The sequence below is a fragment of the Exiguobacterium sp. s193 genome, assembly GCF_018618755.1.
GTDB lineage: Bacteria > Bacillota > Bacilli > Exiguobacteriales > Exiguobacteriaceae > Exiguobacterium_A.
On record NZ_JACSMR010000002.1, the window covers coordinates 250,991 to 267,168 of the forward strand.

The 16,178-nt window shown below is 48.0% G+C and carries 15 protein-coding genes; 14 read left to right on the forward strand and 1 reads right to left on the reverse strand.

The window, feature by feature from the left end; translation table 11 throughout:
* The first annotated feature begins 1 nt into the window (after position 1).
* The 11 genes from accC (at position 2) to spo0A (ending at position 11,204) form a co-directional block, all read left to right on the forward strand.
* Positions 2-1,354: an acetyl-CoA carboxylase biotin carboxylase subunit gene (accC, locus tag KNQ04_RS04940; RefSeq protein WP_214847751.1), complete on the forward strand. Its 1,353-nt coding sequence runs from the start codon at positions 2-4 to the stop codon at positions 1,352-1,354.
* Between the two features lie 121 nt (positions 1,355-1,475).
* On the forward strand, positions 1,476-1,877 hold the full coding sequence (gene nusB / locus KNQ04_RS04945) for a transcription antitermination factor NusB (RefSeq protein ID WP_251136911.1): 402 nt from the start codon (positions 1,476-1,478) through the stop codon (positions 1,875-1,877).
* 67 nt (positions 1,878-1,944) lie between these two features.
* Positions 1,945-2,778 (forward strand): bifunctional methylenetetrahydrofolate dehydrogenase/methenyltetrahydrofolate cyclohydrolase FolD, encoded by an 834-nt coding sequence (gene folD / locus KNQ04_RS04950; RefSeq protein WP_214847753.1) that lies wholly within the window; start codon positions 1,945-1,947, stop codon positions 2,776-2,778.
* On the forward strand, positions 2,775-4,094 hold the full coding sequence (gene xseA / locus KNQ04_RS04955; RefSeq protein ID WP_214847754.1) for an exodeoxyribonuclease VII large subunit: 1,320 nt from the start codon (positions 2,775-2,777) through the stop codon (positions 4,092-4,094). The genes folD and xseA overlap by 4 nt, the downstream gene beginning before the upstream one ends.
* Before the next feature lies 1 nt (position 4,095).
* Entirely contained in the window at positions 4,096-4,317 is a 222-nt protein-coding gene (locus KNQ04_RS04960) for an exodeoxyribonuclease VII small subunit (RefSeq protein WP_214847755.1), read from the forward strand.
* A complete protein-coding gene (locus KNQ04_RS04965) occupies positions 4,314-5,183 on the forward strand; it encodes a polyprenyl synthetase family protein (RefSeq protein ID WP_214847756.1) in 870 nt (289 codons plus the stop codon). The genes KNQ04_RS04960 and KNQ04_RS04965 overlap by 4 nt, the downstream gene beginning before the upstream one ends.
* Positions 5,184-5,369: 186 nt before the next feature.
* A complete protein-coding gene (gene dxs, locus KNQ04_RS04970; RefSeq protein WP_214847757.1) occupies positions 5,370-7,256 on the forward strand; it encodes a 1-deoxy-D-xylulose-5-phosphate synthase in 1,887 nt (628 codons plus the stop codon).
* 6 nt (positions 7,257-7,262) lie between these two features.
* A complete protein-coding gene (locus KNQ04_RS04975) occupies positions 7,263-8,069 on the forward strand; it encodes a TlyA family RNA methyltransferase (RefSeq protein WP_214847758.1) in 807 nt (268 codons plus the stop codon).
* Positions 8,070-8,318: 249 nt separating this feature from the next.
* On the forward strand, positions 8,319-8,768 hold the full coding sequence (ahrC, locus tag KNQ04_RS04980; RefSeq protein ID WP_214847759.1) for a transcriptional regulator AhrC/ArgR: 450 nt from the start codon (positions 8,319-8,321) through the stop codon (positions 8,766-8,768).
* Positions 8,769-8,780: 12 nt separating this feature from the next.
* Positions 8,781-10,487, forward strand: coding sequence for a DNA repair protein RecN (recN, locus tag KNQ04_RS04985; RefSeq protein ID WP_214847762.1), 1,707 nt, complete (start codon positions 8,781-8,783; stop codon positions 10,485-10,487).
* A 3-nt stretch (positions 10,488-10,490) separates the two neighbouring features.
* Positions 10,491-11,204, forward strand: a complete 714-nt coding sequence (spo0A, locus tag KNQ04_RS04990) for a sporulation transcription factor Spo0A (protein WP_214847764.1) — start codon at positions 10,491-10,493, stop codon at positions 11,202-11,204.
* A gap of 727 nt (positions 11,205-11,931) precedes the next feature.
* Here spo0A and KNQ04_RS04995 read toward each other — a convergent pair.
* Positions 11,932-12,186 carry a DUF2627 family protein gene (locus KNQ04_RS04995; protein WP_214847765.1) on the reverse strand — a complete coding sequence of 85 codons (255 nt, stop codon included), beginning with the start codon at positions 12,184-12,186 and terminating at the stop codon, positions 11,932-11,934.
* Positions 12,187-12,307: 121 nt separating this feature from the next.
* Here KNQ04_RS04995 and KNQ04_RS05000 point away from each other — a divergent pair, with 121 nt between their 5' ends.
* The 3 genes from KNQ04_RS05000 (at position 12,308) to KNQ04_RS05010 (ending at position 16,166) form a co-directional block, all read left to right on the forward strand.
* Positions 12,308-13,963, forward strand: a complete 1,656-nt coding sequence (locus tag KNQ04_RS05000) for a sigma 54-interacting transcriptional regulator (RefSeq protein ID WP_214847766.1) — start codon at positions 12,308-12,310, stop codon at positions 13,961-13,963.
* Between the two features lie 144 nt (positions 13,964-14,107).
* The gene (yqiS, locus tag KNQ04_RS05005) at positions 14,108-15,028 is read left to right on the forward strand and encodes a phosphate butyryltransferase (protein WP_214847767.1); all 921 of its coding nucleotides are present in this window, start codon (positions 14,108-14,110) and stop codon (positions 15,026-15,028) included.
* Positions 15,029-15,041: 13 nt separating this feature from the next.
* Positions 15,042-16,166, forward strand: a complete 1,125-nt coding sequence (locus KNQ04_RS05010) for a Leu/Phe/Val dehydrogenase (RefSeq protein WP_214847768.1) — start codon at positions 15,042-15,044, stop codon at positions 16,164-16,166.
* The last annotated feature ends 12 nt before the right edge of the window (positions 16,167-16,178 follow it).

Genomic DNA, 16,178 nt, shown 5'->3' on the forward strand with positions numbered 1-16,178 from the left:
AATGGAAAAACTATTAATTGCAAACCGTGGGGAGATTGCGGTTCGAATCATTCGGGCAGCGAAGGAACTCGGGATTAAAACGGTCGCGGTCTATTCGACTGCAGACCGGGAGGCACTTCATGTCCGGATGGCGGACGAAGCATATTGCATCGGCGATGTTAGTTCAACGTCTTCTTATCTGAATGTGACGAATATCCTGGCAGTTGCGACGAATCGTAACGTTACGATGATTCACCCGGGATATGGGTTCCTGGCCGAAAACGTTGATTTTGCCGAAATGTGCGAAGCGTGCGGCATTAAATTCGTTGGTCCGACGTCTGAAGCAATCCGGCAGATGGGAATCAAGGACGTCGCGAAGAAAACGATGATTGCTTGTGATGTACCGGTCGTTCCAGGCTCTGACGGGACGGTCACGGATCAAGAAGCGATTGGTCTTGCTGAAGAAATCGGTTATCCGGTCATCATTAAGGCAACGGCAGGCGGCGGTGGACGCGGAATTCGTGTCGCCCGGACGAAACAGGAACTGATTGATGGACTGGAAGAAACGCGTCGCGAAGCAAAACAAGCATTTGGCAACAGCGATGTTTATTTGGAACGTTTCATCGAAGAATTCCGTCATGTCGAAGTCCAAGTTCTTGCTGACCGACATGGAAACGTCATCCACCTCGGAGAACGCGATTGTACCGTCCAGCGCCGTATGCAAAAGTTGATTGAAGAAGCACCGTCACCGGCTGTCAGTCAAGCGACACGTCTGAAGATGGGGGAAGCGGCGGTCAAAGCGGCAAAAGCCATCAATTATACGGGTGCCGGGACGATTGAATTTATTTTCGTCGAAGAGACGGAAGAGTTTTTCTTCATGGAAATGAATACCCGGATTCAAGTGGAGCATCCCGTGACAGAAATGATTACAGGGTTTGACCTCGTGCAAGCCCAGTTGCAGGTTGCGCTTGATCATCCGTTAGCGGTCCAACAAAAAGATATCGAATTCCGTGGTCATTCGATTGAATGTCGAATTAATGCGGAAGATCCGGACCATGATTTCCGTCCGCACGCAGGGCGCGTCACACAATATGTCGCACCTGGTGGGATGGGTATTCGAATCGACAGTGCCGTCTACCCAGGGTACATGATTCCGCCTTATTACGACTCGATGGTCGCGAAGTTGATCGTCCATGCGGAAACGCGGGAAGAAGCCTGTGCAAAAATGGAACGGGCTTTGGCTGAATTTTGGATCGAAGGCGTCAAGACGACGATTCCGTTCCATCAGAAAGTATTACAACACCCTGTATTTCGTCGGGGGACCTTCACGACGAAGTTTGCAGAACGTGAGTTAAAAGAGGCAATCGTAAAATGAACGAGGACGGGAGTCGATGGATTTTACTCCCGTCTTTTTGGCGTTCACTATGTTTTTTGAAAGGGGATTGTGCTAAACTAATTGATTGAGAACGACAAAAAAAGGAGCACGTGAAATCATGATGAAACGACACATGGCACGCGAACTCGCAGTACAATCTTTGTTCCAAATGGAACTTTCTGACTTGTCTGCACAAGAGGCCATTGAATTCGCAGTAGAAGGTAAAGAATATGATACGTTTGTAGAACAATTAGTAGTTGGTGTAGAGACGAACAAAGAAGAAATCGATCAACACTTACGGGCGGCACTCGTCAACTGGTCGTTCGAACGTCTCGGAAACATCGAGCGGACGATTCTTCGCCTGGCCGTTTATGAATTGATGTTTGAACCAAAAATTCCGGTCCGCGTTACGATCAACGAAGCAATCGAATTGACAAAAGCGTTCGCAGACGAAGAAGCGACGAAAATCGTTAATGGTGTGCTTGGTAAAGTCGCACAACAAGCAGTCAAAGAAAATTCATAAGTAAACAGAGATAACCTTGTCTTAAGGTGCAGAGTGAAATGAATTATTTTGGGGGAGTGGACAAATCATGGCAGTAGTAATCGATGGGAAAGAAATCGCAAAATCGTATCGTTTGAAGCTGAAAGAAGAAGTCGCACGTTTGAAAGAACAACGTATTCAACCCAAGTTAACCGTCATTTTGATTGGGGAAGATCCTGCAAGTCAGTCGTATGTCCGCGGTAAAGAAAAAGCGGCACAAGAGATTGGGATGGAGTCTGATTTGATTCGTCTTCCGGAAGAAACGTCGGAATCCGAGTTACTTCACTTGATTGAACGATTGAACGCGGACGCGAGTGTGCACGGGATTCTTGTCCAACTCCCATTACCGAAACAAATCGATGAGAGTAAAGTCATCTTCGCCATTTCACCAGATAAAGACGTCGATGGATTCCATCCGGTCTCGGTCGGGAAAATGATGATTGGTGAACCAACCTTCTTACCGTGTACCCCAAATGGTATTCTGCACCTCGTCAAAGAAATGAATGTTCCAATCCAAGGCAGTCACGTCGTTGTCGTCGGCCGGAGTCAAATCGTCGGTAAACCAGTCGGCATGTTATTTTTAAATGAATCCGCAACGGTCAGCTACTGTCACTCGAAGACGGAAAACCTTGCTGAGATGACGCGTCAAGCGGATATTTTAATCGTCGCTGTCGGTGTCCCAAAATTGATTACGGCAGATATGGTCAAGCCGGATGCTGTTGTCATCGATGTCGGCGTCAACCGTGTCGATGGGAAACTTGTCGGGGACGTTGAATTTGATTCGGTCAAAGAAGTCGCTTCAATGATCACGCCCGTTCCTGGCGGCGTCGGTCCGATGACGATCACGATGTTGCTCCATAATACAATTGAGGCAGCACGATGAATGATCCGCTTCAAGTTTCCGAGCTCGTCGGGTATGTGAAACGTGAACTTGAAAGTGATTCGCTGTTACAGCAAGTGCAGGTGGTGGGGGAAGTGTCGAACTTTAAACGACACTCTTCCGGTCACCTTTATTTTACGTTGAAGGATGACCAGTCACGGATGAAGGCAGTCATGTTTGCACGGGACGCAAGTCGGCTGAAATCGCCAATCAAGGACGGGATGCGTGTCGTCATGACGGCACGGTTATCCGTTTACCTCGCTTCCGGCGAGATGCAACTTTACGTCGAACGGATGACGGAAGACGGGGTTGGTGCCCTGTATGAAGCATTTGTGCAGTTAAAAGAACAACTCGAAGCTCGTGGCTGGTTCGATTCAGGATTAAAAAAAGCACTGCCGGCGTTTCCGCAACGCGTTGGAATCATTACGTCACCAAAAGGTGCCGCACTTCATGATATCGCGACGACGCTCAGACGGCGTTATCCGCAAGCGGCAATCGTCTTTGCACCTGTGCTCGTCCAAGGAAAAGAGGCATCACCGCAAATCGCTCGTGCGATTGAGCAGATGAACGCGCGTGACGCGTGTGATGTCTTAATCATCGGGCGGGGGGGCGGTTCAATCGAAGAACTGTGGGCGTTTAACGAAATGAATGTCGTTACGGCAATTTATGAGTCGACGATTCCGATTGTTTCTGCTGTCGGGCATGAGACGGATTTTACGATCAGTGACTTCGTTGCCGATGTCCGGGCAGCGACACCAACTGCAGCGGCGGAACTCGTGACCCCGGAAGCAGCGGATCTCGAAAAACGAATTAATGAGCTGAGTCGCCGACTGCTGCGTAACTATGACACTTATGTCAAAAATCGGCGGGAACAAGTGACGCGGCTCGCAATGAGTTATGGTTTAAAATCACCACGTGTCTTGCTTGGACTAAAACAAGAACGCCTCGACCGGGCGGATATGCAGTTGAACCGGATCGGGAAACAACTTATTTTGACGAAACAACAAGACGTTGCCAACCTGTCAAACCGTCTCGCACGGATTCCGGTCCGGGAACGGCTTCAAGATCAATCCCGTGAAGTCGTCCGGATGCGGAAACAGTTAGAGCGGATTCGTCCGTTCATAAAGACGAAACATGAACGACTACATCAGATGGTGGCGCGCCTTGACTCGGTCAGTCCGACGCGTGTCCTGTTGCGGGGGTATACGTATGTCGAGCAAAATGGAGAGGTCGTCCGGTCAGTCAAACATATGACGGATGATGCCTTTCGGGTTCAGTTTCACGACGGAAGTATCCTAGCTAAACGAGAGGATGAATGAGATGGAAACGGAACAATCATTTGAAGCGGCGTTAGAACGGTTAGAAGAAATCGTCGAATTGCTTGAAGAGGGTGAAGCCCCGTTAGAGCAAGCGATGACGCTGTATGAAGAAGGTGTCAAGCTGACGGCCCTTTGCCAAGGGAAATTGTCGACAGCGGAGAAAAAACTTGATTTGATCTTGGAGCAAGACGGCACGTTACGTGAAAAAGGGGGAGCACAATGATTGCCTTGATGGAATGGAAAACACAAGTGGAGCGTGCGCTTGCATCCTATATGGAACGACTTGATGCACCAGAACGGTTGCGCGACTCGATGCGCTATTCGTTAGACGCAGGAGGGAAACGTGTCCGTCCTGCGCTGATTTACGCGGTTCTTGATGCGTACGGGGTGGCCCGGACGGCAGGGGATGCGACAGCTGCAGCACTCGAGATGATTCATACATATTCGCTGATCCATGACGATCTGCCTGCAATGGACGATGACGACATGCGCCGCGGACGGAAGACGAACCATATCGAGTTTGACGAAGCGACAGCGATTTTAGCCGGTGATGCATTATTGACGAATGCTTTTACATGTCTGCTCGAAACGGAGGCACCGGCAGATGTCAAAGTTGAGCTGCTGGGACGTCTCGCAACGGCTGCCGGCGCAGCGGGGATGGTTGGCGGACAGCTCGACGACATGCTGGGAGAGCGTGGCGGAATTGATGACGTCGAAGCACTTGAATCGATCCACCGGCGCAAGACAGGGGCACTCTTGGTGTTCGCCGTCGAAGCGGGTGGTTTGCTTGCAGGGGCGAGTGCGACTGATTTAGCACACTTAAAACGCTACGGTCGTCATCTCGGAATCGCCTTCCAAATCCAAGATGACATTTTAGATGTAACAGGAGATGCTGAAAAGATTGGGAAACCGGTCGGAAGCGATGAAGGAAACGATAAAGCGACGTATCCGAAACTACTCGGCTTAGAGGGTGCGAAGACAGCGTTAGACGCACAAGTCGAGGCGGCAGAAGAAGCGATTCTAGCACTATCAGTCGAAGCGACGACGCTGAAGGACCTGTTAGACTTCGTTGTCAAGCGTGATCACTGAGAAGAGCATGTGGCAGAGTAAATACAAACATTCGATTAAAAAATATCCAGTCAGTTTGTCTACCGTCTTGGGACGACGCTTGGCGTCGTCTTTTTTATGTGCCAGGAATGTGGCGTTCATCTGATTGTTCTAGTACAATGTAGGGTACAAACGATATAAGAATGTAAGGAAAAGAGGCGGTAAGGTATGAAGTTGACAGAAATACAGGATCCGTCATTTTTAAAGCGTATGTCGGTCTCCGAACTAGAAGTGTTCGCGGGCGATATCCGACGCTTTTTGATTGAAGAATTGGCTACGACGGGTGGTCACTTAGCACCAAACCTTGGTGTCGTCGAATTGACGTTAGCACTTCATCGTGAATTCGACAGCCCAAACGATAAGTTCGTCTGGGATGTCGGACACCAAGCCTATGTGCATAAAATTTTGACAGGGCGTGCCAGTCAGTTTGATACGTTACGTCAGCATAAGGGATTATGCGGATTCCCAAAACGTAATGAAAGCATCCATGACGTTTGGGAAACGGGGCATAGCTCAACTTCGTTATCAGCAGCGATGGGAATTGCGGTTTCGAACGAATTGAAAGGCAATGACGACCGGGCAATCGCTATCATCGGAGATGGTGCATTGACTGGGGGAATGGCACTTGAAGCCTTGAACCATATCGGTGCTGAACAACAAAACGTCATCGTCATCTTGAACGACAATGAGATGTCGATTGCACCGAACGTCGGTGCGATGCACCAAATGTTAGGTCGCATTCGTTCGTCACGTAAAGTACGGTACGCTCAGGACGAACTCGAGACGCTAATCAAAAAAATTCCACTCATCGGTGGTCGCCTTGAAAAAGGTGGCGAAAAAATAAAAGAAGCACTCAAAGGAGCACTTGTCCCTGGCATGTTCTTTGAAGAACTCGGTTTCAATTATTATGGACCGGTCGACGGTCATGACTTGACGGATTTGATCGAACAGTTGAATTACGTCAAAAAAGAACAAGGACCGGTTTTGCTTCATGTCATCACGAAAAAAGGCAAGGGCTATCGCCCGGCTGAATATGATGGCATCGGGACATGGCATGGTCTAGGACCATATAAGATTGAATCGGGTGAAGTCATCAAAGGTAAATCAAAAGCCCCGAGTTATTCCTTCACAGTCGCCGATACGCTGACAAAAATCGCACGCGACGATGAAAAATTGACGTTGATCACACCAGCAATGAGTGTCGGATCAAAACTGGATTGTTTCGAGAAGGAATTCCCGGATCGGATGTTTGATGTCGGGATCGCTGAACAGCATGCCGTCACGTTTGCTGCAGGGCAAGCGACACAAGGCATGAAACCGGTCGTTTCCATCTATTCGACGTTCTTCCAACGTGCTTACGATCAACTCGTCCATGATGTTGCTCGTCAAAATCTAGATGTGACCTTCACGATTGACCGGTCAGGACTTGTTGGTGCTGACGGAGAGACACACCAAGGTGTGTTCGATATCGCGTTCATGCGTCACGTTCCGAACATCCGGATCGTCATGGCGAAAGATGAAAATGAACTGCAACATTTACTCTACTCCGCAGTAAAACATGAAGGACCGATTGCTGTCCGTTTCCCAAGAGGAGAGGGCATCGGTGTACCGATGGATGAGACATTACATGAAATCTCACTTGATACATGGGACGTCGAACGCGAAGGGACGGATGTCGCCATCATGGCGTTCGGACCACAAGTCCAGGATGCGCTTAAAATTGCGGATCTGCTCGCAGGAGAACTGTCTGTCCGCGTCATCAATGCTCGGACGATCAAGCCGCTTGATGAGAAGATGTTGAACGAGCTCTACGCGGAAGGGATTCCGCTCGTCACAATGGAGGAAGCGGTCTTAAAAGGTGGATTCGGTTCTGCTGTTCTCGAACATGCGAACGAACAGGAAGCCTTCCCACGCGTCAAACGATTCGGTATTCCAGATTGGTATATCGAACACGGGGGCGTCAATGAACTACTTGAAGAAATCGGATTATTGCCTGGACAAATCGCAGAAGAAGTACGTGCTTTTGTCAATCAAGGAAAGAAACAGAGTGTGTAACGATTAATGGAAAATGTTAAAAAAATCCGCCTCGACGTCTTACTCGTCGAGCGTGGTTTATGTGAAACGCGTGAAAAAGCGAAGCGGACAATCATGGCAGGTCTCGTTTTCAGTGGGACGGAACGCCTGGAGAAGGCGGGAGAAAAAGTGAAGTCCGACATCGACTTGACCGTTAAAGGACAAGTCATGCCATACGTCGGGCGTGGTGGTTTCAAGATGGAAAAGGCACTGGATGTCTTCTCGATTGATGTGACTGACCGGACAGGACTTGATATTGGTTCATCGACAGGAGGTTTTACGGATTGTGCTCTCCAAAATGGAGCTGCCCACATGTATGCCCTCGATGTCGGATCGAATCAACTCGACTGGAAACTGCGGTCAGACAGTCGCGTGACGGCGATGGAAAAAACGAATTTCCGTCACGCTACACCGGATATGTTTCCTGTGCAGCCAAGTTTTGCGACGATTGATGTCTCCTTCATCTCATTGCGCCTGATCATTCCGCCGCTGAAAGCGATTTTAGCTGAAGGTGGTGACGTCATCGCACTCGTCAAACCGCAGTTTGAAGCAGGGCGGGATGACGTCGGGAAAAAAGGAATCGTCCGTGACGACCGGATTCATGGACGTGTCCTCTCAGAAATGGTCGAATTCTTCATCCGTGAAGGATTCTACGTCAAACAACTTGATTTTTCACCGATTACAGGTGGTGAAGGAAACATCGAGTTTCTCCTTCATGCGCAACTGACGACACCTGGTATGGACGCAAGCGTCAATCCGGTGGATACAGTACGTCTCGCGCACGAGGCGTTGTAAACGCAGGGACGAAAAAGATTTGACTGATTAAAAAGTTGGTTTCAAACGAAAATATACGGGAGTGGATTACATATCCGCTCTCGTTTTTTTCGTCTGATGAACACGTGTAACTTTAGCAAGTGCGAGGGTCATGATGCCATTTGAGTAACCGCTGACTTTTTAGACCCATAATAAAATTGGCAAACGTGGACTTTTCATGAATTATTGGATTACAATAGTAACAGCGAAGAAAATGAGTGAGGTGCAGGGATGACAAAGGGGCAACGATTGATTAAAATTCGGGAAATCATTACGCAATCTGAAATCGAGACCCAGGATGAATTGGTCGAAGAACTTCGGAATGCCGGATATAAAGTGACCCAGGCGACGGTCTCGCGGGACATCAAGGAACTTCATCTTGTAAAGGTACCGTTGAACGATGGGCGTTATAAGTATAGTTTGCCTGCGGATCAACGGTTTAATCCGCTCGGGAAGTTACGGCGGTTACTTGGTGACAGTTTTATTTCAATCGATTCCGCTCAAAATTTGATTGTCATGCATGTCCTACCGGGAAATGCCAATGCGATTGGTGTCCTGCTCGACCATTTAGGATGGACCGAGTTGCTCGGAACGGTTTGTGGAGATGATACAATTTTGATGATCGCCCGCAGTGAAGATACAGCAAAAGAAGTGACGGAACGAATTTTAGGGATGCTTTAAGGAGTTGACAAGATGTTAGCTGAATTATCGATCAAACAATTCGCGATCATTGACCAGCTACAGATTCATTTCAAAAAAGGGATGACTGTGTTGACTGGGGAAACAGGTGCCGGGAAATCAATCGTACTTGATGCGATTGGTCTATTAATCGGCGGACGGGGGTCTGCTGAATTCGTCCGGTATGGTGAAGATAAAGCGGAACTTGAAGGGTTGTTCATGATTGAAGATGGACATATGGTGTACACGTTAGCTGAAGAATACGGCATTGATGTCGAAGATGGCTCGATTATTTTACGACGAGACTTGTTTGCGTCCGGTAAGAGTGTCTGTCGGGTCAATAATAAACTTGTCACGCTGACGATTTTACGTGAATTCGGTCGCGTTCTCGTTGATCTTCATGGACAGCATGAACACCAACACTTGATGGAAAATACGTACCACCAATCCATTCTCGATGACTTCGGTCATGAAACGATTTTTCCGTTGCTTCATGCGTATCAAGCACGGTATGGGAGTTATGAGGAAAAACGGACGGCATTACAATCACTCGCCCAAAGTGAACAAGAGCTGGCACAACGGATCGATCTGTTATCGTTCCAGACGGAAGAAATCAGTAGCGCGAACTTGCGTCAGGGAGAAGAAGATGAGCTGTTGGGTGAACGGAACCGACTCGCAAACTTCGAGAAGCTCCATGATTCACTAAAATCAGCCTACGACGCATTGCATGACGAAATGCGTGGGATTGATTCCGTTGGTGATGCGATGCGTGAGTTGCAACAAGCATCGAGTATCGATGATCAATTTTCCAGTCAAAGTGATGCTATCGCAAGTGCCTTTTATGGTCTTGAAGAAGTAGGGTACGCCATTCGGGATCAGCTCGAGACGTTAGAATTCGATTCGAACCGGCTGGATGAAATCGAGCAGCGGTTGTCTGTTTTCCAACAGCTGAAGCGGAAATACGGTGCAACGATTGAGGAAGTCATCGCCTATGGTGAGAAAATTCGAATTGAACTCGATACGATGACGAATCGGGATGAGCGGATCGAGAAGCTGAAGGCGGAAGTCGAACAGCTTGAAGGTGAGCTGTTTAAGATCGGTCATGAACTGTCGACAGCGCGACGCCAAGCGGGACAATTGCTCAGCGACGCCATTCATTTAGAACTGCGGGAACTCTATATGGAGAAAGCACGCTTTGAAATTCGGTTTATGCAGGACGGGAAAACACCGGCCTTACGAAAAAGCGGGATTGACCAAATTGAATTCTATATCATGACGAATGCGGGAGAACCGTTTAAGGCGCTTGGAAAAGTGGCTTCAGGAGGAGAATTATCGCGAATCATGTTGGGATTAAAATCAATTTTTTCTCGGTCAATCGGCGTTGCGTCGATTATTTTCGACGAAGTCGATACAGGTGTTTCAGGACGTGTCGCGCAAGCGATGGCGGAAAAGATTTACCGCCTATCGATTGATGGACAAGTTCTCTGTATTACACATTTACCGCAAGTCGCCTCGATGGCTGATCAACATCTGTACATCCGTAAAGTCGAGGAGACGGACCGGACGACGACACAAGTCAATGTCTTGACGGAATCTGAACGTGGAAATGAACTCGGACGGATGATTTCCGGAACACACATGACGGATTTGACGCTCCGGCATGCGGAAGAATTGATGGATCAAGCAATGGGCATGAAGGAATCGCTTAAAAATGGGGTGTAAGGATTGATTAGAGTCGGGATCGCAGATGATAACCGAGAGATGGTCGAGTTGATTCGCCAACATCTATCTACTCAAGAAGATATGGAAGTTGTATGTGTTGCATATGACGGTGAGAGTTGTCTTGAAAAATTACGGGACCACGAAACCGACGTGTTATTGTTAGACATCATCATGCCGCATCTTGATGGATTAGGGGTACTTGAGGAATTGATGAAGCAAAAAAATAATCCGGCTGTCATCATGCTGAGTGCGTTCGGGAAGGATGAAGTCTCGCAGCAGGCAGTGACGCTCGGGGCCGCATACTTCTTATTGAAGCCGTTCAGCATGGAACAGCTCGTCAATAAAATTCATCTCGTGACGAATAAGGTTCAGACGATTCAGCCTGAATCGATGGACTCGAAAGTCGGGATGATGTTACGGGAAATCGGGATTGCACCGCACATTAAAGGGTTTACGTACTTGAAGGATGCCGTAGGGCTCGTGTTGGAGCGAGAAGAGCTGCTCGGGCTGATCACAAAAGAATTGTACCCGACGATTGCCCGCACCCATCAGACGACATCTTCCCGTGTGGAACGGGCGATGCGTCATGCCATCAAATCGGCATGGAAGGAAGGGATGAACAATCATGACCTGTTTAAGGGACGGATCGAGCAAGAAAAGAGTCCGAAAAACTCAGAGTTCATCTCGTATGTCTCGAATTACATGAAACCGATGTGAAAGGAACCACTCGACGTTTAATCGAGTGGTTTTTACAGTAAAGAAAAGTGGTTTTGCATGCCTGGAAGGGTTCACTACACATGGTTTACCTGGCGATGTTTAAATAGTTTGAATATTCGTTAAAAAAACATTGCATAAACTGAAATGTTTGTTATAATAAAGGTACCAAATCATTTGGAAAGACGTCAGATGAACGTCGAGTCGAATCGGTTTCCGGAGAACCCATTCCACGAATATCATCTCAGGACGCTACCTGTAAATAGCTCAAGAATGAGGGACAACATTCTCTTGATAGAAATTTTATCAAGGCCTTTCGTATCATTTCTAGATGTGATATTTCGAAATGATAGGGACTTCCACGATTTCAAAGCAAGGGGAAAGTGGAAGGTAACGTAAATGTCCGAAATACAAGTACAGTTCGTGAAAAGGAGTGTTGTCTAGCAGTGATTGTTAGCAACCGAATGTTTTACTGCTCGAAGCGGATGACATTAAGCTTCACCTAGGTCCAAGTACAGTCAGATAATGGAGTAGTATCACCATTCTATCGATCGCTCGATAGCCAGATCTGATTTCTTTCAACCTCTTCATTAAGAGGACAACCTATGGTTTTGAAGTACACGAATAGTTCTACTATGAGAGGAGTTCATCCGTACGTGAATCCAATTTTATACGAGTAAAAGGTCCCGCGCTTGAAATGAGTTCAAGAGATGGGGACCTTTTTCTGTGTTTATTTTTTTTGATACCGCTCAGAAACTTTTCCTCGTTTTCGGTCCCGGTAGAAGACATACCCCGCGACAAATCCAATCCCGCCCATCGCTAGCACGAGACCAACAAAACCCTGCAATACATATACATAGGCCGCGTCCCCGAGGTATTTAAAGGGGAACTGGGCAATTAAAAAAACACTGTCCCGCATAAGTTTGATTCCGATGGCACCGATGATGCCTGGAATGAGTAATGAAAGCAACCCGATGATTCGCATAGAAGTGACCCCTTTCCAAGCGTATTGTATCAAAAATCAACAGAGACTGCGAATCGGGTTTGCCCTCTTGTTTTAATATCTGTACGATAAAGATGTAAGCAGTTTCAAAGGGGGAATTACGATGCATCATCTATTGATTGTCGGTGCCGGACAAGGGGGAACGGAAGTGCTGCATGCCTTTCAACGTTCACCACTCTTGACGGTCATCGGAGTCGTCGATACGAACGCGCAGGCACCAGGTCTTCAACTGGCGAAGCGGGGAGAGATTCGTGTTGAAACATCATGGACGGCGTTTGCCGGGACAGACGTCGACTTCATCATCGACGCGACAGGGGAACGTGGCGTGTTTGAGGAATTGATTCAATTCTTTCCGGAAGCAGCCGTCTTGCCGGGAGAGTTCGTACGCGTGTTGCTCGAACGACTGACAGAAAAAGAACGGATGCTTGAAGCAATCATTCATTGTACGAGCGAGGCGATATCAGTCGCCGATCAGGACGGGCAAACGATGTTGATCAATCCGGCTTATACGCGAATGACGGGATACAGTGGACAAGATGTGATTGGTAAGCCGGCAAGTGCCGACATCGGCATGCAAGAATCGGTTCACTTACGTGTCTTGAAGACAGGTGAAAGTGTGCGCGATGCACGGATGAAGATTGGGCATGACCGCCGTGATATCATCGTCAACGCTGAGCCCGTCGTCGTGGATGGACAAGTACGTGGATCAGTTGGTGTCATCCGTGATATTTCTGAGATGAAGGCGCTAGCAAAAGAACTAAAGGCAGCACGGCAAAAAATCCGGACGCTCGAAGCGAAGTATACTTTTGACGACATCATCGGTGGCAGTGAAGCGATGCGGTTTGTAGTTGACCAAGCAAAGCTTGCCGCGACGATGCCGGTCAACGTATTGATCCGGGGAGAATCGGGAACAGGAAAAGAACTGTTCGCCCATGCAATCCATGCCGCTAGTGAACGGCGTTACGAACAGTTCGTTCGCGTGAATTGTGCGGCGATTGCACCGAGTTTGTTAGAGAGCGAGCTGTTCGGTTATGAAGAAGGGGCATTTTCCGGTGCACGTCGTGGAGGCAAGCGAGGCTACTTTGAAGAGGCACACGGTGGATCGTTGTTCCTTGACGAAATCGGAGAGTTGCCGCTCGACGTACAAGTGAAGTTACTGCGTGTCTTGCAGGAAAATGAAGTCGTGCGCGTCGGTGGGACGAACGCGATTCCGGTCGATGTCCGAATCATCGCAGCGACGAACGCAAACCTTGAACAGAAAATCATTACAGGTCAATTTCGGGAAGATCTCTATTACCGAATTAACCGGCTGCCGATTCACATACCAGCGTTGCGAGAACGTCCGGATGACTTATTGCCACTAGCGATGCACTTACTCCGGAAACTGAATCAAAGTTACGGACGTTCGGTTGCCCGGATTTCGGAAGACGCACTCGTTGAGATTCGCAAGCAGCACTGGAAAGGAAATGTCCGTGAGCTCGAGAATGTCATCGGACGTGCCTTAATCTTTACCGACAAGATGGAAACGGTATTGCGAAAAGGACATTTACAACTCGATGATTCGGTTGCGACAGCACAAGTCGAGCGACCGAAAAAGGAAATCAAACATCTTTCAGACGAAATGTCTTACGTCGAAGAACGTCTGATTCGTGAGGCACTTGCGGCAGTCGACGGCAATAAGACGGAAGCGGCGAAACAACTCGGTATTTCATTACGCGCCCTCTATTATAAAGTCGAGCGGTTTAATATTTATCAATGATTTGCAATTATTTGCGTGCAACATATTGCATTGAATGCAATTAAATGCAAAATTAAGAAGGGGTTCATGCCAAAAAGAGAGCGTTTTCATATTGGCATGAAAATTGCTAATAAATAATTGAATGACAGGTTAGGGGGAAACAAAGTGAAGTTTGATCAGATGCTGAAACAAGCTGCCCAGCTAGAAGATTCAATCGTTGCGATCGCTTCCGCAGATGACGAAGAAGTCATGGATGCCGTCGCACTCGCGATTGAACATGACTTAGCTCGCTTTCATTTATTTGGGGATGCAACACGGATTCAAAAGATGACCCATGATCGGGGATTACTTGAATCAAAAATCGTCATCACACATACGGCAACAGCTCAAGAAGCAGCAGAACGAGCGGCATATGCTGTTCGTAAAGGGGATGCGAGCGTCTTGATGAAAGGGCTTGTTCCGACAGCAACGTTTATGAAAGCTGTTTTGAATAAAGAAACAGGGTTACGTTCCGGAAACGTCTTGTCTCACGTGGCGTTGTTTGAAGTACCGGGTCGCGATTCAGCGATCGGGTTAACAGATGCTGCGATTCATATCGCACCGACGCTAGAAGACAAGGTCCACATCATTGAAAATGGCGTATCGGCACTTCGGGCGATCGGCTATACACTTCCGAAAGTAGCGGTCCTTGCAGCAGTAGAGGTCGTTAATCCGACAATGCAGGCGACGATTGACGCCGCCTTATTGACACAGATGAACCGCCGTGGTCAAATCAAGGATTGCCTTGTCGACGGACCACTCGCGCTTGATAATGCAGTCAACTTAGAAGCAGCCAAACAAAAAGGATTGACGGGTGACGTTGCAGGGGCAGCGGATCTCCTTGTTGTTCCACAAATCGAGGTCGGAAACGTCATTTATAAATCACTGATGTATTTCGCACATGCTTCGGTCGCAGCGATTTTAGTTGGAGCGAAAGCACCCGTCGTGCTGACAAGTCGGGCCGATACGGCAGAAGCGAAACTCTATTCATTAGCCTTTGCTTTACTTAACGCGCAACAAACGAAAAAAATCAAACAAACAATCTGAGGAGGAACTTAAAATGGTTGAAACAAATGTAGAAACACGCTTTAGTATTTTTGAAACAATGGAAATGGAAGATTATGAACAAGTTGTGTTCTGTCATGATAAAGTTTCAGGATTAAAAGCGATCATCGCCATTCATGATACGACGCTCGGTCCGGCACTTGGCGGTCTTCGCATGTGGAACTACGCCTCTGACGAGGAAGCGTTGATTGATGCCCTCCGGTTATCAAAAGGAATGACATATAAAAATGCGGCAGCGGGTCTCAACCTCGGTGGAGGAAAAGCCGTCATCATCGGTGATGCAAAAACGCAAAAATCAGAAGCGTTGTTCCGTGCGTTCGGTCGTTATGTGCAGTCATTGAACGGTCGTTACATCACAGCAGAGGACGTCAATACGACGGTTGCTGACATGGATTATATTCACATGGAAACAGATTTCGTGACAGGTGTCAGCCCAGCCTTCGGTTCAAGCGGAAACCCGTCACCGGTCACAGCATACGGTGTCTACCGCGGGATGAAAGCAGCAGCAAAAGAAGTCTACGGAACAGATTCGCTTGGTGGAAAGACGATTGCCATCCAAGGTGTCGGGAACGTGGCGTTCAATCTTTGCCGCCATCTCCATGAAGAAGGGGCAAAATTAATCGTCACGGACATCAATCAAGATGCCTTACGTCGTGCGGAAGAAGCATTCGGTGCCTTGATTGTCGGACCAGATGAAATTTACAGCGTTGATGCGGACATTTTTGCACCATGTGCGCTTGGTGCAACGTTGAACGACGAAACGATTCCACAACTGAAAGTCAAAGTCATCGCCGGCGCAGCAAACAACCAGCTGAAAGAAGACCGCCACGGTGACATGCTCGAAGAACGCGGTATTTTATATGCGCCAGACTTCGTCATCAATGCAGGTGGAGTCATCAACGTCGCGGACGAACTCGATGGGTACAACCGGGACCGGGCGATGAAAAAAGTCGAACTCGTGTACGATGCTGTCGCAAAAGTCATCGAGATTTCAAAACGTGACCACTTGCCGACGTATCGTGCAGCTGAAAAAATGGCAGAAGAGCGGATTGCGACGATGCGTAGTGCGCGTAGTCAATTCTTACGTCGTGATAAAAATATTTTAGGATCACGCGGATAAGAGGGGGATTCA

Coding starts and splice junctions, on each gene's coding strand:
- accC (WP_214847751.1), top strand. CDS start 2: ATGGAAAAACTATTAATTGCAAACCGTGGGGAGATTGCGGTTCGAATC.
- nusB (WP_251136911.1), top strand. CDS start 1,476: ATGAAACGACACATGGCACGCGAACTCGCAGTACAATCTTTGTTCCAA.
- folD (WP_214847753.1), top strand. CDS start 1,945: ATGGCAGTAGTAATCGATGGGAAAGAAATCGCAAAATCGTATCGTTTG.
- xseA (WP_214847754.1), top strand. CDS start 2,775: ATGAATGATCCGCTTCAAGTTTCCGAGCTCGTCGGGTATGTGAAACGT.
- KNQ04_RS04960 (WP_214847755.1), top strand. CDS start 4,096: ATGGAAACGGAACAATCATTTGAAGCGGCGTTAGAACGGTTAGAAGAA.
- KNQ04_RS04965 (WP_214847756.1), top strand. CDS start 4,314: ATGATTGCCTTGATGGAATGGAAAACACAAGTGGAGCGTGCGCTTGCA.
- dxs (WP_214847757.1), top strand. CDS start 5,370: ATGAAGTTGACAGAAATACAGGATCCGTCATTTTTAAAGCGTATGTCG.
- KNQ04_RS04975 (WP_214847758.1), top strand. CDS start 7,263: ATGGAAAATGTTAAAAAAATCCGCCTCGACGTCTTACTCGTCGAGCGT.
- ahrC (WP_214847759.1), top strand. CDS start 8,319: ATGACAAAGGGGCAACGATTGATTAAAATTCGGGAAATCATTACGCAA.
- recN (WP_214847762.1), top strand. CDS start 8,781: ATGTTAGCTGAATTATCGATCAAACAATTCGCGATCATTGACCAGCTA.
- KNQ04_RS04995 (WP_214847765.1), bottom strand. CDS start 12,186: ATGCGAATCATCGGGTTGCTTTCATTACTCATTCCAGGCATCATCGGT.
- KNQ04_RS05000 (WP_214847766.1), top strand. CDS start 12,308: ATGCATCATCTATTGATTGTCGGTGCCGGACAAGGGGGAACGGAAGTG.
- KNQ04_RS05010 (WP_214847768.1), top strand. CDS start 15,042: ATGGTTGAAACAAATGTAGAAACACGCTTTAGTATTTTTGAAACAATG.